We start from the raw sequence: 19,007 nt of genomic DNA, 5'->3' as shown, positions 1-19,007 counted from the left end.
TCCGGCACTGCTCCTGTCCGGTTGGGCTGGCTAGTTGCTGGTAGCGGCGCATGGGCCAAAATAGATTATAGCGGCACCGATCAGGCAGACTGGCGCACCGATGACATCCATCGATCAGGCTTCGTGCCTTCAGCGAGCCATAGCCAAAGCACGGCTGAAAATACGTAAACACCACCGTAAGCGGCATATGACCTTCCGGCCTGATCAGCATCCGGCAACATGAGTAAGTAAAGCGAAGAGACATAGCGACAGCACGCCGGGGGCAACCCACCAAGGCGACTTGTCCAACCTGAGCCAAGTCCAGAACGCAAAGGTGCAAGCATCTAGTTGATGGATTGCACCTGTCCACCGTCGATGCGGTAGTTGGCGCCGTTTACAAAGGCTGCGAGCGGGCTCGCCAGGAATGCGACCAGAGCGCCTATCTCTTCAGGCCGACCGTATCGTGACGACGAGCAATGAAACAGGCCAAGGTCCATAAAGGCCTTTTCACGCGCATCCAGGTCGTCGGGCCAACCGTTCGCGTCTCCCATGGTGTTGAGCGTGCCTTCGAACATCCGGGTTCGCGTGCAGCCCGGGCTGACGGTGTTGACCGTTATGCCGCAGCGGGCAAGTTCCATGGAGAGGCTGACGGTCAGGTTGTTGATGGCTGCCTTTGCCGCGCAATAGGCTGGGGCTTGCGGCGTCGGCTGAATGGCGCCGCCGCTCGATATGTTGATGACGCGACCCCATCCGCGTTCGCGCATCTGCGGTACGAAGGCGTGGATCATCCGTATCGGGGCGACCAGGTTCTGCTGCATTGTCCCGGTCCAGACCTCGGGCGTGTCGTTGAACCATCCGTTCAGACCGCCCCCGGCGGACTCGTTGCCACCGATGTTGTTGACCAGGATGTCTAGGCCATCAAGGGCGTGGCCTACATAATCGATCACGGCTCGTGCGCCATCGTCCGTGGCCAGATCGCCAATGGCAACGTAAGCCGAGCCGCCAGCCGCTTCGATTGTGCGTGCCGTTTCTTCGGCTCGCCCACGATCACGTCCGTGCACTGCGACCGCGACGCCCTCGCCCGCGAGGGCGATCGCGACGGCTCGTCCGATCCCAGCGCTGCTTCCAGTGACGAGGGCTCGCTTGCCGCTAAGTTGAAAGTTCATTCGTGCATCCTCAGTCCGTCAAGTCGATGTGGTAAGCCTCGGCCGCCGTGGTGCGGAAGAGCTGCTCCTTTTCAGCCTCGCTGTATCCTTCCGCCAGCAGCTTGAAGGCGTTCCAGATTGCTCCATAGCACCCCGCCGACCGATCCGCGGGATAGTTGCTGGCGAACATGCAGCGTGCGGGACCAAAGGAGTCGATGACCAACTCGACGCGGGCGCGCCACTCCTGCGCAAGCATCTGCGACGGCGCGGTTCCAGTCCTGGCACTGAGCGGTCGGGACACGTCCATCCCAAGGCCGCTGATCTTGACCCGTACGTTGGGCTGCAACGACAGCGTCCGCATGTCCCCACGCCAGTCTTCCCACGCTTCTTCGGCTTGCTGTCGATATGCGCCGCGCCGGTCGGGCGTCCCCACGTGATCGAGGATGATCGAAAGATCGGGGACCGCACGCGCAAGGGCGATGAGCTGAGACAGCTGTCGGTGGAGGCACCATACGTCGAGGCTGAGGCCCATCTGCGCAAGCACACCGGCGCCGCGTATGAAATCGAAGTTCTCAAGCCGCGTCCTGGCACCAGGCTCGGCCGGAGCTCCGAACAGGCCGGCCTCGCTGAAGGAGGTGTTCATCCGTACGCCGCGCAGCCGCTCGGGCGCGCGGGCGCGGTGCGTCTCCAGGACCGGGGCGAGCGCATCTCCCATACCAAGGTCGACATGCGCGACGATGCGGTGGGCGATTCGCGAAGGTCCATACAGGCCACTTTCCGCCATGGCGGCCATGCCGACGGCAAACTCGGTCTCGCCCAGCGATCGCAGCTCGGGCGGACCGCTCGGGCGGTACATGGCATGGCATTCGACGAAGACGGTGTGCGTCACGCAATGACCGCTGACTTGGATGGCGTCGGCGGCCTCTCGCACAAGGAAGGTCTGCGCCTCCTGCAGACCACCGTCCAATGTGGGAATGTCCCACAAGTGCATATGCGGGTCGATGATACGCCGACCCGGCTCCAGGACTTCCTTCCCGGCTTTGCTTCTGTCCGACCCGCCCGTCACCTGCAATCCCTCTACTTCTTCGCGAAACGAGCAACGCGCTCGTTGTGATCGAGAGCGTCTCCGGGATAACGAAAACCGTCGTGTGCGAGCGCGGACGAAAGGCTCATCCCCTCGGTCTCGCGCAAGGTCCGCTTCACTGCGAAATTGGTGTGCCAGGAACTGTCCATGATTTCACGCGCCAGACCGACGGCCGTCGCCTCCAGCTCTCCTTCGCGCGCCAGGATGTCGACAAGACCCAGTGCATGCGCCTCGTTGGCCGCGACGTGCCGCCCGGTCATCATCATCCGGCGCGCAGACGCCGCACCGATCCGCCGGGGCAGGCGCTGCATGAGCCCCCACGCGGCCACGAGGCCCCACTTGCCATGAGTGTCGGCAAAGCGGGCGGAAGTGTCGGCGACGATGAAGTCGCAGGCCAGCACCAGTTCCAGGCCGCCCGTCAGGCACACGCCATGGACGGCAGCGATCACCGGTTGGGGCAGATTCGACAAGCGCTCAATCACTCGCGGCTTATACCGGGGATCGATCGCCGACCCGTCGCTCCTCACCCCCATCGCTCCGAGATCGGCACCAGCACAAAAGCCGCGACCTTGCCCCCGCAGCAGCACGCATCCGGTCGTCTCGGTCTGCTGCTCCAGATCCGCGAGATGCGCGTCCAGTTCCTCAAAAGCTTGGGAGTCGAGCGCGTTCAACTTGTCCGGTCGGTTGAGTATCAGGCTGCAGAGGCCGCCTTCGTCGTGTCGGATGATACGAGGGACCGTCATGCGCGCTGGCCTTGTGGGTCGCGCGCCGCCTCGGCCATGTCGGGCACATGACAGGCGGCTCTATATTCTCGCTGCAGCCGGTTCACCAGGTCCGCAACTGTGGGCACATCGTCGATCAGGGTGATGCCCTGGCCGCCGCTCCAGATGTCGCGCCAGGGTGCCTTGCCATCCGGCAGGTGCTCCGTGCTGCGACCTTCAGGTATCAGCAGGTTGTCGGGATCGAGGCCGATCGATCGCAGCGATGCCGTAAGCCAACTGGCCGGCAATCCATTCACACCCCTCGTGTAGATGACGTCGGTCACTCCGCCCTGCACGAGCATGGTCTTGTAGGCATCTGGCGCCGCGGATTCGCGCGTGGCGATCATCCGCGTGCCGACATAGGCCAAGTCCGCACCCAGAACCTCGGCGGCGCGGATCACCGCTCCGGTCGAGACCGCGCCCGCCATCACGACGATGCCGTCGAACATCGCGCGGACGTGCGGAATGAAGGCGAGATGGCTGATCGTGCCGGCATGCCCGCCGCCGCCGGTACCGATGCACACGATGCCATCCACGCCCGCTGCAGCAGCCTTCTCGGCGAACCGGATCGTTGTCGCATCGTGAAAGTGGAGCAATCCATACTCCTGCACCAGCGGCGCATTCTTCGTCGGATCGCCGACCGAGGTGACGATGATGCGCACCCCGTGACGGCGGCATATCTCAAGATGCGCGCGAAACTCTTCTTGGCTGAACGTGGGCGAGATGTTCATCGCCAGCGGGCCGATCTTCGCGTCCGGGCTCTCCCCGGCGTAACGCGCCAGCGCCTGCGCCACGGTGACGAGCTGCTGCTCCATCTCGGCGATGTCGCGACAATGATTGCGGGTGAGCGAGCCGATGATCCCAGCCTTGCAACAGGCGATCGCCAGTTCGACGCCGCTGACGAGAAACATCGGTGCGCAAAACGCCGGTAGCGTCAGGCGGTCGCGCAAGTCAATGGGAAGGGTCATCGTGCATCTCCATCAATCCGGCATGGTCCGATGTTACGAATGCAGCCCCCAAACCCGACCTGAATTCGACGTATTGCAAGGTCTCATTCTCCCGATCTTCCCGGTTGCCGAGCTGTGACGTCGCACCGGGATGGCGAGCATTATGGGCCAGTGACAGTTCCGCGCCACCCCTGTTGCGAAGTGATCCAAGTGTTCACCCTCTTTGCAGCGGCCGAGCCAGGGCAAAGATCGGTGGCTCTACGACCTTCAAGCAAGCACCGAGCCTCCATCCGCGACGAGCGTGTGGCCATGAACATATGACGCACGCGAGGTGCAGAGCCACACCGCGACTTCCGCGACCTCCTGGGGGTCGGCAAGCCGCCCCATCGGCGTCATCGCCGAAAGGCGCTCCACATGGCCCGGGATCGTCTTGGCGGTGTCGCGAAGCGCCGGGGTCCACATCGGACCAGGCCCTACCGCATTGATGCGGATCCCACGCGCGCCATAGTCGAGCGCGGCGCAACGGGTCATGCCATAGATCGCGTGCTTGGCCCCAAGGTACCACGACAGGCCCGGCTGCGCTCCGTGCTCGTTGCCTGAGCCGATGTTGACGATGGCACCGGCTCCGCGGTCCAGCATCGCGCGGATCTGGTACTTCATGCAAAGGAAGAAGCCGGTCAGGTTGACGTCTTCGGCTCGCATCCAGTCTTCATCGCTAATGTTTGCAAGCGGTATCCGGCCGATCCCGCACACGGCGTTGTTGATGGCGCAATCGAGCCCGCCCCATGTGGCGAGCGTCGTCTCGACCATGCCCCGGATGTCTTCTGCACTGCCGACGTTGGCCCGAATGAAGATGGCCTCTCCACCCACTTGCTCGATAGCAGCGACGGTCGCTTCGCCATCATCGACGTTGAGGTCCACGACCGCGACCCGCGCTCCCTCTCGTGCGAACGTTCGGGCGCAAGCCTGTCCAAGCCCGCGGCCTGCGCCGGTCACGAGCGCGACCTTGCCTGCCAACTGTCGGTCGATCACATGCGTTCCCCCGTTCATGGCTGCATTCCGCCATCGGCGACCAGCGTATGCCCATGGACGTAGGACGCATCGGAAGAGCACAGCCAGATTGCCGCCGCAGCGATCCGATCCAGTTCCTCAGGAGCCTCCGCGTTCATTCCAGTGCTCCCTGCAAAGCCGGGCAACCACTTCATTCCCGGGCCCACGGCGTTGATCCGCAGGCCCTGATCGGCATAGTCGCGCGACGCGCATCGGGTCATGCCGTAGACCGCCTGCTTGGCGCCGACGTACCAGGCAAGCCCGGCACCAGAGCTATGCTCGGTTCCATAACCGACATTGACGATCGCTCCCCCGTCTCCTTGCGCGAGCATGGCGCGGATCTCGTGCTTGAGGCAAAAAAACACGCCGTTGACGTTGACCGCCTTGGCCGCATTCCATGCGTCGTCGTCGATGTCGGCAAGTGCGGCTTTGCCCATTGCGTAGTTTGCGGCATTAATGGCGATATGAAAGCCGCCGAAAGCGCTTAGCGCCCGGTCGATCATTTTTCGCACTTGGCCGGCATCCCTGACATCCACCTGCAAGGCGATCGCGCTACCGCCGTCAGCGATGATCCCGGCCTTCGTGTCCTGCGCCGCGGCAAGGTCGCCATCAGCGACGATCACGCTGGCCCCGCGCCGCCCGAGCATCATGGCGCAGGATCGCCCCAGATCGACACCGCCTCCGGTCACCAGCGCCACCTTACCCGCAAAGTCCATGATCGACGCATCCATCTGCCTGCCTGCTCGCTTCGGATGAGACCTCATTCGAGCGCTGATCCGTATAAGTTGCGCCGCCGTGTAACCGACACCCCTTTCGTTGGTCATGCGGCGAAGGCGGCGCGATTTGAACGAAAAGGCCTGGATAGAATGTTGTTCGTCACCGCCGACACACCGCAGGATCACGCCTCGATAGATGTGGGATAGGACGAGATCATGAGTGCAAAGCCATACCGAGTGGTCGTGTGGGCAACAGGTGACGTCGGCAAGCGGGCGATCCGCGAAATCATCCGGCATCCGAACCTCGATCTTGTTGGCGTGCTGACCTACAATCCCGAGAAAGTCGGCCGGGATGCAGGGGACTTCACCGGCGAAGCGCCTAACGGGGTGCTGTTCACCATGGACAAGCAGGCGATCTACGACCTGAAGGCTGACTGCTGCGTCTACACGGCAAGAGCTTCGAGCGCTGGGACCAGTCGGATCGGATCGAGCATCGAGGATGTCGTCGATGACGTCGTTGGCTTGCTGTCAGCAGGCACCAACATCACCACGACCGTCACGGACTTTCATGCATTCGGTCACCCGCGCCTGGGCACTGGCCTCGAGCGGATACGACAGGCTTGCGAGAGCACCGGCGCATCGCTTTACGCCGCCGGCACCGATCCCGGCTATGTGCTCGAACAGATCGCCTACGCCTTCCTCGCGGCACAGCGCACGATCGACAGCGTGGAAATCATCGAGTTCGGCGATCTATCCCGCCGTCCGTCTCCCCACATGATCTTCGACCAGATGGGCTTCGGCAAGCCAATGGCGGAATTCTCCGCAGATGCCTGGTCGGCGCACCTTATCGAGGACTATGCGGGCCCCTTGATCCAGCTGGCCAAGGCTGCCGGCTTCAAACCGGATGGAACATCGGTTCGCGGGGAAGTCGCTGCCGCGACCGAGGATGTTCAGATCATCGCCGGGCTGATCAAGAAGGGCAGCGTCGGCGGGCAGCGCTTCATCATGTCGGTCCTCTCGGAAGGCCGGGAAGTCGTCATGCTCGACCAGTACGCCTACGTGACGTTGAAAGTCGACGCTCCGACCTGGGACATGCGCAAGCCAGGCTGGAGAGTGAAGGTCAATGGGGACGCGCCCTTCGACGCGGATCTGACCTTCCCAGTGGCCTACGCTGAATTGGGGCAATACATACCGGCGTACAATGCGAACCTTCCTGTGAACGCGATACCCTATGTGATCAAGGCGAAGCCCGGGATCGTAACGACGGAGCAACTTCCTCCGATCCTGCCGTCGGGCCCCATCGAAGACCGCTGATCGCGGAAGCGTCGCGTTGACCGTCCGGCGCGACGCCGCTGCCACCACCATCGCTACTCCGACATGACGATTGTCCCGCTCGGGGTAGACCGACTTCGCTTGCGTGCTATGCTTTTGCTCAATGCGCCAGATGACCGCCGTTTGGTCGATCGAGAGCGAAGGATCAGGAACAAGTCCTGACGGGAGCGGAGCAAGGATGCAGGTCGAAGCCGACTTAACCACGGATGGTGCCAGGATCCAGCTGATCCATCGGCGAGGTTGGGAGCCGGACTGCGAGGTCGTGCACCATCGCCATCAGTTCCGTCTTGAGATGAGCTTGTCGCCTCAGCCCCGAAGCGCCCGTGCCTGCTTTGGGGCTCATTGGAGAAACCATCGCTTCGAACAGGTCGGCGACGTGTTCCTGGTTCCGCTGGACACCCAGATGATGATGCGCAGCGATGAGCGGTCCTCTCACGCCTCGCTCCTTTGCATGATCGAAGCGGATGTGATCCTGCCATTGCTGGAGACCGTCCCAGACCTCAACGACGAGATGCTCATGGCAAGCCTAGACTTGCGCAGCATCCGACTGCGATCAATCCTGTCACAAGTAAACGAGGAGATCAGGCAGCCGAATGTAGGGCGCGCGCAGATGATCGACTTGCTGATCAAGCAAGCCGCCATCGAACTCGTCCGCTTTGGCTGCGCCATCCAGGAGCGCTCGCGCCAAGGTGGCCTTGCACCATGGCAACTCAGGGCTATCGACGAGAGATTACGAAGAATCGATCGAGCCCCATCGCTTGCGGAGCTGGGAAGCCTTTGCCGTATTTCGGTGCGACAGCTGACACGCGGCTTTTCCACAAGCCGAGGGTGTCCGATCGGCGCATATGTCGCCAATAATCGATCCGAACATGCCAAGGGGCTTCTTTCCGGCGAAATGAGCGTGACGATGGCCTCGCAAGCATTAGGGTTCACCTCGGTTTCCAACTTCATCGTTGCCTTTAAGCGGGCGACGGGCATGACGCCGGGAAGATATCGCCAGCTTACGTCCTAGCGCCGCTGGCAACTACAGGGGATCGTCAAAAACGGGTTCTACGGCTTCAACAAGCGTGTGTGATAGCCGGTCGGGAGCCAGCCTATGTTCGCGCACCTTATTACGCGATCGATGCGATCGCGATATCCGCGTTTGGGCAGCCGTGTCCTACCGGCAGTGGCAGGTCTCTCACCTCGTCAATCGCAGCGAATGCACCACAAAAAGGTGTTTTCGTTATCTACGAGTGAGGTGGTCCCGCCTTTTTGGACAGTTTGGCGGCTAAGTTAAGCTAATCCCGGGTGTGATTATGCCGCCATTTTGGTCACCAGATCATGGGGGGGCATGCCCGCCATGATCTGAAGCGTCGATCCGCCCATAGGCCTCTGCCGGGGTTCGCCCTGCTAGTCCTGAATATGGTCGCTGCGTGTTGTAATAGGTGATCCACCGGCCAAGGCCAGCGCGCAGCTCCGACTCGGTCTCGAAGGCGTGCAGATAAACGCATTCATATTTGAGGGAGCGCCACAGGCGCTCGATGAAGACATTGTCCATCCAGCGCCCACGTCCGTCCATGCTGATCCGTACCTCGGCATCTCGCAGCACACCTGGTGAAGGCAAAGCCGGTGAACTGGCTGCCCTGAGACGTGTTGAAGATTTCCGGCTTGCCGAAGCGCGACAGCGCTTGACCTGCCCCCCGAAAGGTCCCTCATTCTGATGTAGAGTCTGTCCAGGAGAAGGAGCAGACGCATGAGGAAGAGCCGTTTTACCAAGGCGCAGATCATCGGGATGATCAAGGAGCAGGAGTCCGGGCTGCCGACGGTCGAGATTTGCCGGAAAGCATGGGCTGAGCACGGCGACGTTTTACAAGCTGAAGGGCAAGTACGGCGGAATGGAAGTGTCCGATGCCCGCCGGCTCCGCCAGCTTGAGGACGAGAACGGCAAGCTCAAGCGGCTGCTGGCCGACAGCAAACGGGCGCGTGGCAGCCGCACGCCGATGCCCATGCCGCTGGTTCCGGGCGCGCGGTGGTCGATGGACCTTGTCTCGGACACGTTCGGCGCCTCGCGCAAGTTCAGGATTTTAGCCATCAATGATGATTGCTGCCGGGAAAACCTTTGCCTGGTGGGCGACACCAGCATCTCGGGCGCCCGAGTGGCGCGGGAACTCGACACACTGGTGCGCCTCCATGGGAAACCGGCTTGCATTGTCAGCGACAATGGCACCGACTTTACCAGTCGGGCGATCCTGGAATGGGCTGGCAAGAACCGGGTTGAGTGGCATTACATCGATCCGGGCAAGCCACAGCAGAACGGGTTCATCGGGTCCTTCAACGGCTCGCTGCGCGATGAACTGCTCAATGAGGAGCTGTTCGACAGCCTGGCCGATGCCCGCCGGAAGCTGGCGATCTGGCGATACGACTACAACAATGTCCGGCCCCACTCATCTTTAGAAAACCGGACGCCTGCACAAGCGCGTCGAGCCTTCGTGCAGGACGAGACCATCATCCCCGACGCGCTTGTGCAGGCGTCCGGGCCATCGTACTTAACCGCTGGACTCTCGTTATGATCGAGTGACTGCCGGGGGGCAGGTCACAGAACGCATCCCGATCAGCCACCTGTTCGACTACCGGCTTATTGGCCCGTGCGGATACATTACCCATATGCGGTGTAGACATGGTATTAGGAGTGAGAGGTCTAGGTATTACGACGTGGTATAATCCTGTCTCGGGAATTTGGTCAAATGGGAGGTGACGAATCTAGCGGGTGGCAGAATTGGACAACGTCATTTAACAGCAAATCTAGTTATGACAAAAAGAGTACCGGAGTGCAGGCCGGTCTGCATGAATTACGGGACGATTGGCTTACAGAGTTGCCAAATGAGGCCTTGAATGACCAACTTAGGCGCAAGGTGATCATGCCGAGGCCCTTGCCGAATGGCCGCTTGCCACGTCCAACCTCGTCATCTAGCCCGCTCCATACGGAGCCCGAAAGCTGCCGCCCATTCATCTAGCGGGCACCTGCTTTGAGCGCACGCTAATCCTTCCCGATTGGGAACGGCGCTCGAGGCGGCGAAGGCGATCTCGGAATCGATCGGATAACGGGTTTCACGCCCCGCGCGCGAAAGCGTGTCGCTGCCCATCCGAGGATGATTGCGGAGAAGGCCCCTTCCAATATCCAGGCACCGGTCAACAGCTTTCCCCAGAGGTTATAGCCGACCCGCTCGTGCGCATACAGTTCGTAGCGCGAGTTGAACGCGGCGCCGGTCACCAAGATCGCCGCTTCGTGCGCAGGCTTCGGCAGCTTAGAATTGTCGATCAGCGCCTTGGTGTAGGTCCAGGCGGCGCGCCCGAACGTGGGGAAGCGCAGCATGGGGGCGAACGGCCCGACGAGCGCGCCGTCCTCCCGCTTCGATACGAACCCCTTCAGATGCTCGGCAATGTAGCCCGTCATCTCGTCGTTGAGCGCACGCAGGCCGCTCGGCATTTCGGCCGGTGGGAACGGAGGCGCGCGCATCAGGCCGCCTCGTCCATCTCACGCTTGAGGCTCGCCATGTCGATGACGTAGCGGAAGCGGACGTCCTCGTTCTTCACTTTCTTGTAGGCGTCGTTGACGTCCTGAATATCGATGACCTGAACGTCGGGCGCAATGTTGTGCTCGGCGCAGAAGTCGAGGACGTCCTGCGTCTCTTTGATCGAGCCGATCAGCGATCCCGCCAGCGTGCGGCGGTGCATGATCAGTTCCTGGTTGTTGTACTTGGGTTGCTCGTTGAGAGCGCCCACCGCGCAGAACGTCGCGTTTCGCTTCAGGAGCGTGATGAACGGGTCGACCTCGTGCTTTTCGGGCACGGTCGAGAGGATGAAGTCGAAGCTGAGCTCCAGGTCCTTGTAGGCCTGCTTATCGCCCTCGACGACGACCCGGGTCGCGCCGAGCGCCTTTGCCGCCTCGATCTTGTCCTTGTCGGTGGTGAACACCGTTACCTCGGCGTCGAGCGCCTTTGCGAGCTTCACCGCCATGTGGCCAAGGCCGCCGAGGCCGACGATGCCGACCTTGTCGCCTGACTTTACGCCCCAATGACGCATCGGCGAAAAGGTGGTGACACCAGCGCACATGATCGGTGCGGCTGCCTCAACCGGAATGCTCTCGGGTACCCGAAGGACGAAATCCTCGGGCACGACGATCACGTTGGAATATCCGCCATAGGTGTTGTCTTCGGCGTAGGTGTTGACCCCGTCGTCGGTCTGCGCGGCAGGCTTCATCGGACCGTTGTAGGTGGCGAGCCAGCTGTTGTGACCTTCGCAGTGATGTTCGTCGCCCTCGCGGCAAGGCTCGCAGCTCCTGCAGCTGTCGATCATGCAGCCGACGCCAACCAGGTCGCCGACCTTGTGCCTTGTCACCGACGCGCCAGCCTCGCTGACTCGGCCGACGACCTCATGCCCCGGCATGCACGGGTAGACGGTGTTGCCCCAGTCGTTCTCAACCTGATGGATGTCCGAGTGGCAGACGCCGCAGTAGAGCACGTCGATCTGAACTTCGTTGGCCTTGGGCGCCGGCCGCTCGAACTCAAGCGGCTTCAAGCGGCTGAAGGAATGCTTGGCGGCGTAACCGAGAGCCTTGGTCATGCTAGATCCTTTGTAAAGCGGTTCAGGCCTGGGCGCCCGAGGGTTCATGGTAGGGGCAGCCGTTCACACGCGCGCGGAAGTCGGCGGAGTGACGATAGGTCCCGTTCCGTGCTCGGTTGATGTTGCCGAGCGGCTGGTGCGCGGCGAGCCCGGTCCATATCGAGAACCGCATCTCTTCGTTGATCTGCTGAAACTTGTCCGCGCTGAGACTGTCCTGCTTCGCGGCGCGGATTGTCGCGACGGTCTCGAAGGGCGCATCGTCCTGCTTCCACTCGGTGGTGGGGTCTTCGATCGGCTGTTTCTCCAGGTCGCGACAGAGCTGGACCCGCAGCTCCCACTCCATGTCGAGCACCTGGGTCTCGGACCGAATCACATCGCGGAGAGCGTCAGGGCGGTCGCTGGCATCGATCGTCGTATCGGTCTGATCGGTGAGGTCCTTGGACACGGGAAAGACCGCAAACTTGGCTATGTAGTCGCCGTAGCGGAACGGCGTGACGCTGAAGTAGGTCTCGCCGATCGGGTCGGTGCTGGGAGCGCCGCCTAGCGTCTGGATCTTGGGACTCTCGATGCCGACAGCGCTAAGCACAGTGTTCACGCCGCGCAGCACCTTCGACATCGCCTCCTTCGTGCCCTCGAGCTTGTCGGTGGTGCCGGCGAGGAGCTTGAGGTTGCTCAGGAACTGGTCGGCGGTCTTGTTCTGAAATACCGGACCGTTGACCATGACGAAGTCCTGCGTGCGTCCGTCGGCGCCGGGCAGCCGTTGGCCCTCGACATCCATGATCTTCACCGCGAGACCGCGCGGCAGGCTGATCGTGTCGGGCAGGATGTCGCCGGCGTTGGTCGAGAAGCGCATGACGACTTTGTGGTCTCCCGGCGTTGCGAACATCCCCTGAGCCAGCTCGGTCGGCAGGCCGTCGCGGATGGTCAGCGTGCCTTCGAGAAACCCGTGCGCCTTGGCATGGACCGAGCGGACGGCGTGGTCGTAATCTGCTGCGGTCTTTTCGAGGATCGTGTCGAACGTCTCGTTGAGCTTCGCGATCGTCTCGGCCTCTTCGGGCTTCACGTCCTCAACGTCGGGGGAGTAGCGAACAGGGGTGTCGGTCATTATCGCAAATCCTATCGAACAGGGGAGTGGCGGCGGCTCCACGTCGCCGCCAAAACGTTCACCGGCGAGGTGCAGTCGCCGCGAACGCTGCCTTCAGCCGCGCAACCGCGAGATCGTTGGCCTGCTTTGCGCCGCCCACCACCTTGGCCATGCCGAAAAACTCGTGCGTCACGCCGGGAAAGGTCTTCTGCTCTACCTTGTCGCCCGCCGCGCGCATCGCCGCTGCCAGCGTCTCGCCATCCGAGCGTAGCGGATCGATCTGCGCGTTGATGATCGTCGTTGGCGGCAGCGCGCGCAGGTTCGCCGCAACCAGGTTCAGGCGCGGATCCTGCGCATCGGCCTTGCTGGTCTGATAATAGTAGCCGAACCACGGCAGCATCGCGCCGTTGAGCGGCTTGGCGTTGGCCGAGTCTTTCCGGGACGGCAGCGTCATGCTGCTGTTGGCGATCGGGTAGACCGAGACGATGTGGCGTGGCGCGGTGAGGCCGTTGTCGCGTGCGTAGATTGCGGTCGCGACCGCGAGGTTGCCGCCCGCGCTCTCGCCGACCGTGGCGATCCGGGCCGGGTCACCGCCCCAGCTTGCCGCGTTCTGTAGCGTCCAGCGATAGGCCGCAGCCGCGTCGTCGTGCTGAGCCGGGAACTTGAACTCGGGCGCGTGGCGATATTCAACGGATACGACGATGGCATTCAGCGCCTTTGCCATCGCGCGCGGAGCAGCGTCGTAGGTATTAACGTCGGCGATGACCCAGCCGCCGCCATGATAATAGACGATGACCGGCATCGGCTTGCCGTCAGCGGCTGCATTCGCCGGCTTGTAGATTCGCGCGAACTGCTTGGGATCGCTACCATAGGGTGTGTCCAGGGTCGTTACCGCCGGATCGGGGGCGGTCGACATACCCTTCTTCTGCATGACCGCCTTGGCGCCATCGGCTGCCGACGGCTGCACACGCGCCTCCGCAGGAGTCAGCGTCTCGATCGGCTTGCCCCCGAGCGACGCGAGCGCGTCGAGAACCGCCTGCATGTCGGTTGCGGCCTTGGCGGGCTGGACAGCTGTTGCGGGTGACGGAGGGGGAGGGGGCGTCGTGATCGAGCTCGGCGACTGAGCGACTGCGGGAAAGATGGCGATCACGGCGGATGCGGCGATCAGCATTGAAATCGTTTTGCGCAATGGTCCCTCCTGTTGGCGTTCAAATATCAACACCGAACAGGACCCGGTGTTTCTGTACGAAAGTAGACCTAACTTGCGAAGCAAGGGTCGAGATTGTAGGCAGACGCATGAGAGATCAAAGTCTGAATGCGGAGGATGCGGGCTTGCTGCAGGCGAGCCGCATGGGTGACAACGCTCTGTTGCGCGTCTTAGACAGGGCTCACCGCGCTGCACTTGCACCACATCTTGAGTTGGTGCCGTTTCGCAATGGCGACATGATCGCGCGGGCCGGAGATCCGGCGGACAGCATCTGCTTTCCGCTGACTGGGATCGCAGCGGTGCTCGATTCACTAGAGGGCGATCGCCGTTACGCCGTCGCGCTGGTTGGGAATGAGGGGTTTATCGGTTGGCCGCTGCTACTCGGGAACGACCGGTGGCCTCATGACGTGGTGATGCGAGCCGAGCACGGCATGGCGATGAGGCTCTCGGCTGCAGCACTGGATCGAACAATGGCTGAGCATCCAGCAATCCGAACTGTGTTGCTGCGCTTCGTCGGCGTGTTGATGGCCCAGATGGCCAGGACGATCGTCTCGTCGCTCGCGCACTCGATCGAACGGCGGATGGCGCGTTGGATCCTGCTCTATCACGATCGAGTTTGTGAGGACGACATCTGCATGACCCACGAGGAGTTTAGGCTCATGCTCGGCGTTCGGCGCAGCAGCGTCACGGATGCACTTCACAAACTCGAAGAGGACGAGGCGATCCGATCACTTCGCGGCCGGGTGATCGTGCGTGACCGGGAACGCCTTCTGCGTTTAGCAGGTGATACGTACGGCTTTGCCGAAGCTGAATACCAACGCCTAATACTGGGGTAACAGCATTAACGAGCTCGCTGACTTCAACCGCAGTGAATCTAAGACCGGCCGCGCCCAAATTCTTATCCCAATGCGCGAGTTTGGTCATACCCAAAATGGAGATGATCCACCGTTTATTGGCCATCGTCTAGGCGGGCGCCCCCTGCGCGGCCGTTACGCCGTCGGTAGGACCCAAGCTGTTGAGCACCTTGACCATGCGGAGGTTCACCGCAATCGCCTCGGGTTTGAAGCGCGGCAAGTCGTTACGGTTGTCGTCGCCGGTAGCCATTCTGTTTCGGACCTTCTGATGCAGGATCTTGACGCTCTGAAGCGCGCGCAAAAGGATGAGTTTGCCTGCAGCGTAAAAATTATTCGGTAATGACACTTGCGGCCATTATCCGTTGCGCGCCATTGCCCCTGAGCGGACTGCTTCTCAGGGACGCCGCTGAGCACTAAAGATCACGCTACCAATCGTGCAGGCTCCTATGGCGGGCGTATCCACGCCTGAGCTGGCTGCGGCCGTCTCGAACGCCGGTGCGTTGGGCCTTATCGGGGTAGGCGCGACAGACGCGTGTGGCGCTCGCGATGATAGAAGACGCGCGCGCTCGCTCTGATCGACCCTTCAACGTCAACTCGTTCGTTCACGCGCTGGCTCCAAGCGATGCTGCTCGTGAAGCTGCTTGGCTGGACGCGCTTGGACCGGTCTTCAAAAGCTTCGGTGCTGCTTCTCCCGCTGCCTTATGATCGATATATAATAGCCTGGTTGAGGATGAAGACATGCTCGCCATGCGAATTGATCTCGCCCCCCGGTAGTCAGCTTCCATTTCGGCTTGCCGCGCGTGGATGCCATCACCGCTTAAATCGGCGGGTGGCGTCCTGCTTGCGACGGCGACCAACCTCGCCGAAGCGCAAGCGAAGGAGGCGGGGATCGATGCCGTGGTTGCCCAAGGTTGGGAGGCAGCGACGGAGTCGCAGCTCGGCGATCGAAGACAAACCCGGAGGTTGCGCAACTCACGTTGTCGCAGCCGTGGACATCGTCAGCTTAGAGATCAGCCATGCCAAGCTATACCATCAGAATCGTCAGCGAGCACTTCTCCCATACAGCGGAGCAGCAGTCGGCCGACAACATGCAGGCGTGGAAGACGGCGATCGCCAGCGCCGTCACGATCGCGGCGGATCAAGTTTCGTACGGTAACCCATTCTTCAGCACCGAAGTCACTCTTGAACTGGGCGAAGAAGATTGGCCGGTATTTGGTTTCAGTCGGCGCAACACCTCTTAAGGACTGAAGCTCACGGACTGACAGAACGCCACAGGTGGAAGAGTCACATGCAGGCTGGGATTTCAGCAAGTGGGGCGCGAACGGCATGTCCGGAGTTAGGAAACCAAGCTAGAGTTGCGGTCATGCGTGGCTGGAGAGAAGGCGCGGGGCAGGGCGCCTGACGCTCTCATTCCAGCCATTGTGGGTCTAAGATGACGTGCCCGAAAGCGGACCGTCGTTCATCTTCATCGTCGCACGGGGCGCGGCTGCAGAGAGGCGCCGGTGACGTCAGCTTTAAAGAGCAACAGGCATCTGGCCCGGTGTTCGGCACCTACAATTTGCTGGTGCGTCAGCCACCGGGTTGATCATTGCGATCCGAGATCACCTCACCGAGTGTGGCTGGGTGGCGCCGAAGGGGCCGTTGCATGTGACAATGCTCGGCGACCTGCTCGAGAACGAGATCGGCTCATCGATACCCGAAGCAGCCAAAGCCATGTTTCAGCGTCGGAGCCATTCTTGATCTTGGATGTTTAAAGCGCAACAAAAGGGGAGGCGGTCACATGAGGGCGATCATCGTTACTGGATCGGTAATCGTGTTAGGGATGTCAGGCTCAACGCAGGCGCAGACGCAGACGCCTTCTGGCCTAAACGATCTCGTAGGGTCTCGCGCTGCGGGCGCCGAGACCCAGATGCGGTCACGCGGCTACACCCTTGTCAAGACTGAGAGGGGCGATGATCGCAACTACGCTTATTGGTGGAACGCCTCGAGCCGGCAGTGTGTGTCGATCGCCACGATGAACGGGCGCTACGACTCTATTACATCCACGCTCGTGCCCGACTGTGGACAGCAGGCAGATCGGCGCAGTTCGTACAGTCGTGGCGGCAATCGCTCAGGCAGCGGCTTCACGTATGGCAACGCGGCATCCAATCAGCGGCAGTCCCCAAGCTCCGTCGAAGACCGGGACCGTGGTGGGGATCGTTACCAAGTCGCTGGTCGGGATCTTGATCTGGGTCTGGTCTGCTTCGGCGATGGGCAGCGCCCGGGATTGGCGACGACCTACGGCTATTCCTGGAACAGCCGGACCCGGCGCTACGACTATGGCAACCGCACCGAGATGACCGGGCAGCAGTTCGATGCCTCGCTCACCCTGCAGTTCTGGCCGGGCGGTGGTCACATTCGCCTGCCAAAGAAGCTGGTGCCGCCGATCAACAGCCGAGGCAACGATGGCTGGTGGGATCTGTACGACGTCGAGACGGGCTCTGACATTATCCGGGCCAAGTACCGCCTCAACGGCCTTAACAAGCCGCTCATCACCATCAATCGGCGCAGCGGGCAGATCAGCATTCGGGGAACAGAGCCTTATGCGTTCAGGGGGGTGTGCGATCTCATCGACGGCGAGGATCACCGTCGCTTCTAAGATTTCAGGCGAACCTTGGATCTGGGTTCGCGCCGCTAGAGAGTAGGCACATGGTTTGGAAATCTGCATCGATCGTCGCCCTGGCGGTTCTGGCGGCGGTGCCGGTCGTGGCGCAGGCGCCGATCAGAAGCGAGCGGTTGCAGTTCGCCCGCGGCACCAGCTCCAGCACGGTGCGGGGGACTTTGCGCGGCTATGAAACCGTCGACTACACCCTTGGTGCGCAGACGGGCCAGGCCATGTCCGTGACACTGCAGACGACAAACAAGTCGGCTTATTTCAATGTGCTGGCCCCGCGCTCGGACACGGCGCTCTTCAATGGTTCTATAGCCGGAAACCGATTTGAAACGAGGCTGCGGACTTCCGGCGATTACCGGATCCGGGTCTACCTGATGCGCAATGCCGCGCGGCGCGGAGAACGGGCGGCATACGGTCTGACCGTCGCCGTTAGCAGCCGGCCGAGCCCAGGTGGCGGAATGCCGGTTCCGGGCGGGAGCGGCGCACCAATCTCTGCGAGCAACATGACGGCATTTTGTCGCGGCGAGGCGTCGCAACAGTATGGCGTGCGGCCCAACTCCATCACCACCGGACGGGTTGTTGCGGATCGCGGCGGCAGCGCGATTGATGGAAGCGCCGATCAGGGGCGAAATGGGGTGAAGCGGTTCCGTTGCCGCTTCGATGCGCGCAACCGCTTTATCGACGTCATGGCCGTGACCCACAACGGCTTCTAAGTTTTGAAGGACAATCGCCTGATGCGCGCGCTACTGGGCATAGTCAGCTGCCTAAGCGCGACAGGTTGTGCGAGCTTTCCCGCCATCTACACGCCCGCCCCAATGGTTGCGGAAGCGCCCGGCATCGTACCGGGCCCACGTGAAGCCAGCACGACTCTCGACGTCCTCACCTACAACATTGAGGGATTGCAGTGGCCGGCGCGAAGCGGGCGTTCCGGCGATCTGGCCCGGATCGGGCTTGCCCTCAAACAGCTGCGCGCCAGCGGGCATGCGCCAGATGTCGTGTTGTTTCAGGAGGCGTTCTCCGGATCGGCGATCCGTGCACTGAAGGACAGTGGTTATCCTGTCCTCATTGGTGGCCCATCGCGTACGCAGGCCAGTCTCGCTAGCGCGGGAGGCAAGAAGCCGGGTCGAGTCAGGCCAACCAAAGGGGAGCTTGGCATTCGTTTCACTGGCTCGGGCTTGGTAGTCGCCAGTCGTTATCCGATCACCGTATCGGCCATGGACGCCTATTCGCGAAAGACCTGCGCCGGCTTCGATTGTCTTTCCAACAAAGGCGTCATGTTGATCCGCATCGCCATGCCCGGAGTACCCGTGCCGGTGGAAATCGCCAACACCCACATGAATTCGCAAAAGGCATCCAGGGTAAAGCGGGAACGCCACCTCGCCGCACATCGATTTCAGACGCAGGAACTGGCGATGTTCCTCGAGCAAAATCATTCGCCTGACGCCCCACTGGTGCTGGGGGTGACTTCAATATGCGACGCTCTCACGATCGCTATGAGACGTTTTCAGCAAAGATGCCGTTCGAACAGGTGCATCGTTATTGCCTGTCGGGCGAGAGATGCGACGTGCGCATATCATGGGACGGGGATGC

At 61.7% G+C, this 19,007-nt stretch carries 17 protein-coding genes and 5 pseudogenes; 9 read left to right on the top strand and 13 right to left on the bottom strand.

Annotated features, from left to right (window positions below; genetic code table 11):
• Window positions 1-30: 30 nt before the first annotated feature.
• The 7 genes and pseudogenes from ACXJ1Z_RS01155 to ACXJ1Z_RS01125 form a co-directional block, all read right to left on the bottom strand.
• Window positions 31-336, bottom strand: a pseudogene (locus tag ACXJ1Z_RS01155) (YnfA family protein).
• A complete protein-coding gene (locus ACXJ1Z_RS01150; RefSeq protein WP_463778918.1) occupies window positions 324-1,145 on the bottom strand; it encodes an SDR family NAD(P)-dependent oxidoreductase in 822 nt (273 codons plus the stop codon). The pseudogene ACXJ1Z_RS01155 and the gene ACXJ1Z_RS01150 overlap by 13 nt, the downstream one beginning before the upstream one ends.
• Window positions 1,146-1,155: 10 nt before the next feature.
• Window positions 1,156-2,190, bottom strand: a complete 1,035-nt coding sequence (locus tag ACXJ1Z_RS01145) for an amidohydrolase family protein (RefSeq protein ID WP_463778916.1) — start codon at window positions 2,188-2,190, stop codon at window positions 1,156-1,158.
• Window positions 2,191-2,201: 11 nt separating this feature from the next.
• Window positions 2,202-2,951 (bottom strand): enoyl-CoA hydratase/isomerase family protein, encoded by a 750-nt coding sequence (locus ACXJ1Z_RS01140; protein ID WP_463778915.1) that lies wholly within the window; start codon window positions 2,949-2,951, stop codon window positions 2,202-2,204.
• Window positions 2,948-3,937, bottom strand: coding sequence for an NAD(P)H-dependent flavin oxidoreductase (locus tag ACXJ1Z_RS01135; RefSeq protein ID WP_463778913.1), 990 nt, complete (start codon window positions 3,935-3,937; stop codon window positions 2,948-2,950). Before ACXJ1Z_RS01135 ends, ACXJ1Z_RS01140 begins: the two co-directional genes overlap by 4 nt.
• A 246-nt stretch (window positions 3,938-4,183) precedes the next feature.
• On the bottom strand, window positions 4,184-4,966 hold the full coding sequence (locus ACXJ1Z_RS01130) for an SDR family NAD(P)-dependent oxidoreductase (RefSeq protein ID WP_463778911.1): 783 nt from the start codon (window positions 4,964-4,966) through the stop codon (window positions 4,184-4,186).
• Window positions 4,963-5,682: an SDR family NAD(P)-dependent oxidoreductase gene (locus tag ACXJ1Z_RS01125; RefSeq protein WP_463778910.1), complete on the bottom strand. Its 720-nt coding sequence runs from the start codon at window positions 5,680-5,682 to the stop codon at window positions 4,963-4,965. The genes ACXJ1Z_RS01130 and ACXJ1Z_RS01125 overlap by 4 nt, the downstream gene beginning before the upstream one ends.
• 216 nt (window positions 5,683-5,898) lie before the next feature.
• Between ACXJ1Z_RS01125 and ACXJ1Z_RS01120 the strand changes: the two genes are divergently transcribed.
• A complete protein-coding gene (locus ACXJ1Z_RS01120; RefSeq protein WP_463778908.1) occupies window positions 5,899-6,996 on the top strand; it encodes a hypothetical protein in 1,098 nt (365 codons plus the stop codon).
• 196 nt (window positions 6,997-7,192) lie between these two features.
• Window positions 7,193-8,026, top strand: coding sequence for a helix-turn-helix transcriptional regulator (locus ACXJ1Z_RS01115; RefSeq protein WP_463778907.1), 834 nt, complete (start codon window positions 7,193-7,195; stop codon window positions 8,024-8,026).
• A gap of 284 nt (window positions 8,027-8,310) precedes the next feature.
• Here the strand turns inward: ACXJ1Z_RS01115 and ACXJ1Z_RS01110 are convergent.
• Window positions 8,311-8,684, bottom strand: a pseudogene (locus ACXJ1Z_RS01110) (transposase); the annotation flags it as partial.
• Window positions 8,685-8,749: 65 nt separating this feature from the next.
• Between ACXJ1Z_RS01110 and ACXJ1Z_RS01105 the strand changes: the two are divergent.
• Window positions 8,750-9,566, top strand: a pseudogene (locus tag ACXJ1Z_RS01105) (integrase core domain-containing protein).
• A gap of 467 nt (window positions 9,567-10,033) precedes the next feature.
• Here the strand turns inward: ACXJ1Z_RS01105 and ACXJ1Z_RS01100 are convergent.
• From ACXJ1Z_RS01100 to ACXJ1Z_RS01085, 4 genes are read right to left on the bottom strand one after another with little or no spacing between them, the layout of a single operon-like run.
• Window positions 10,034-10,513: a hypothetical protein gene (locus ACXJ1Z_RS01100; RefSeq protein ID WP_463778905.1), complete on the bottom strand. Its 480-nt coding sequence runs from the start codon at window positions 10,511-10,513 to the stop codon at window positions 10,034-10,036.
• Window positions 10,513-11,619, bottom strand: coding sequence for an NAD(P)-dependent alcohol dehydrogenase (locus ACXJ1Z_RS01095; RefSeq protein ID WP_463778904.1), 1,107 nt, complete (start codon window positions 11,617-11,619; stop codon window positions 10,513-10,515). The genes ACXJ1Z_RS01100 and ACXJ1Z_RS01095 overlap by 1 nt, the downstream gene beginning before the upstream one ends.
• A 22-nt stretch (window positions 11,620-11,641) precedes the next feature.
• The gene (locus tag ACXJ1Z_RS01090; RefSeq protein WP_463778903.1) at window positions 11,642-12,724 is read right to left on the bottom strand and encodes a catalase family protein; all 1,083 of its coding nucleotides are present in this window, start codon (window positions 12,722-12,724) and stop codon (window positions 11,642-11,644) included.
• Window positions 12,725-12,782: 58 nt separating this feature from the next.
• Window positions 12,783-13,874, bottom strand: coding sequence for an alpha/beta hydrolase (locus tag ACXJ1Z_RS01085; RefSeq protein WP_463778901.1), 1,092 nt, complete (start codon window positions 13,872-13,874; stop codon window positions 12,783-12,785).
• A gap of 161 nt (window positions 13,875-14,035) precedes the next feature.
• On the opposite strand from ACXJ1Z_RS01085, the gene ACXJ1Z_RS01080 reads away from it, so the two are divergent.
• Window positions 14,036-14,746 carry a Crp/Fnr family transcriptional regulator gene (locus ACXJ1Z_RS01080; protein WP_463778899.1) on the top strand — a complete coding sequence of 237 codons (711 nt, stop codon included), beginning with the start codon at window positions 14,036-14,038 and terminating at the stop codon, window positions 14,744-14,746.
• 127 nt (window positions 14,747-14,873) lie between these two features.
• Here the strand turns inward: ACXJ1Z_RS01080 and ACXJ1Z_RS01075 are convergent, their stop codons facing one another.
• Complete coding sequence (locus tag ACXJ1Z_RS01075; RefSeq protein WP_463778898.1) at window positions 14,874-15,110, bottom strand: hypothetical protein; 237 nt, start codon at window positions 15,108-15,110, stop codon at window positions 14,874-14,876.
• Between the two features lie 100 nt (window positions 15,111-15,210).
• Here ACXJ1Z_RS01075 and ACXJ1Z_RS01070 point away from each other — a divergent pair.
• From ACXJ1Z_RS01070 to ACXJ1Z_RS01050, 5 genes and pseudogenes are all read left to right on the top strand, one after another.
• Window positions 15,211-15,685, top strand: a pseudogene (locus ACXJ1Z_RS01070) (NAD(P)H-dependent flavin oxidoreductase); the annotation flags it as partial.
• Window positions 15,686-15,780: 95 nt separating this feature from the next.
• Window positions 15,781-16,005, top strand: coding sequence for a hypothetical protein (locus ACXJ1Z_RS01065; RefSeq protein ID WP_463781296.1), 225 nt, complete (start codon window positions 15,781-15,783; stop codon window positions 16,003-16,005).
• A gap of 539 nt (window positions 16,006-16,544) precedes the next feature.
• Window positions 16,545-17,402 (top strand): hypothetical protein, encoded by an 858-nt coding sequence (locus tag ACXJ1Z_RS01060; protein WP_463778896.1) that lies wholly within the window; start codon window positions 16,545-16,547, stop codon window positions 17,400-17,402.
• Between the two features lie 50 nt (window positions 17,403-17,452).
• Complete coding sequence (locus ACXJ1Z_RS01055) at window positions 17,453-18,130, top strand: hypothetical protein (protein WP_463778895.1); 678 nt, start codon at window positions 17,453-17,455, stop codon at window positions 18,128-18,130.
• Between the two features lie 21 nt (window positions 18,131-18,151).
• Window positions 18,152-18,586 (top strand): annotated as a pseudogene (locus tag ACXJ1Z_RS01050) (endonuclease/exonuclease/phosphatase family protein); the annotation flags it as partial.
• Window positions 18,587-19,007 lie beyond the last annotated feature (421 nt).

This window comes from Novosphingobium sp. TK46 (assembly GCF_055361525.1).
This window is presented reverse-complemented; position numbering and strand designations above follow the sequence as displayed.

Excerpts from the sequence above, each read along its gene's own strand:
- ACXJ1Z_RS01150 (WP_463778918.1), bottom strand. The coding sequence starts at position 1,145 with ATGAACTTTCAACTTAGCGGCAAGCGAGCCCTCGTCACTGGAAGCAGC.
- ACXJ1Z_RS01140 (WP_463778915.1), bottom strand. The coding sequence starts at position 2,951 with ATGACGGTCCCTCGTATCATCCGACACGACGAAGGCGGCCTCTGCAGC.
- ACXJ1Z_RS01135 (WP_463778913.1), bottom strand. The coding sequence starts at position 3,937 with ATGACCCTTCCCATTGACTTGCGCGACCGCCTGACGCTACCGGCGTTT.
- ACXJ1Z_RS01130 (WP_463778911.1), bottom strand. The coding sequence starts at position 4,966 with ATGAACGGGGGAACGCATGTGATCGACCGACAGTTGGCAGGCAAGGTC.
- ACXJ1Z_RS01125 (WP_463778910.1), bottom strand. The coding sequence starts at position 5,682 with ATGGACTTTGCGGGTAAGGTGGCGCTGGTGACCGGAGGCGGTGTCGAT.
- ACXJ1Z_RS01120 (WP_463778908.1), top strand. The coding sequence starts at position 5,899 with ATGAGTGCAAAGCCATACCGAGTGGTCGTGTGGGCAACAGGTGACGTC.
- ACXJ1Z_RS01115 (WP_463778907.1), top strand. The coding sequence starts at position 7,193 with ATGCAGGTCGAAGCCGACTTAACCACGGATGGTGCCAGGATCCAGCTG.
- ACXJ1Z_RS01100 (WP_463778905.1), bottom strand. The coding sequence starts at position 10,513 with ATGCGCGCGCCTCCGTTCCCACCGGCCGAAATGCCGAGCGGCCTGCGT.
- ACXJ1Z_RS01095 (WP_463778904.1), bottom strand. The coding sequence starts at position 11,619 with ATGACCAAGGCTCTCGGTTACGCCGCCAAGCATTCCTTCAGCCGCTTG.
- ACXJ1Z_RS01090 (WP_463778903.1), bottom strand. The coding sequence starts at position 12,724 with ATGACCGACACCCCTGTTCGCTACTCCCCCGACGTTGAGGACGTGAAG.
- ACXJ1Z_RS01085 (WP_463778901.1), bottom strand. The coding sequence starts at position 13,874 with ATGCTGATCGCCGCATCCGCCGTGATCGCCATCTTTCCCGCAGTCGCT.
- ACXJ1Z_RS01065 (WP_463781296.1), top strand. The coding sequence starts at position 15,781 with ATGCCAAGCTATACCATCAGAATCGTCAGCGAGCACTTCTCCCATACA.
- ACXJ1Z_RS01060 (WP_463778896.1), top strand. The coding sequence starts at position 16,545 with ATGAGGGCGATCATCGTTACTGGATCGGTAATCGTGTTAGGGATGTCA.
- ACXJ1Z_RS01055 (WP_463778895.1), top strand. The coding sequence starts at position 17,453 with ATGGTTTGGAAATCTGCATCGATCGTCGCCCTGGCGGTTCTGGCGGCG.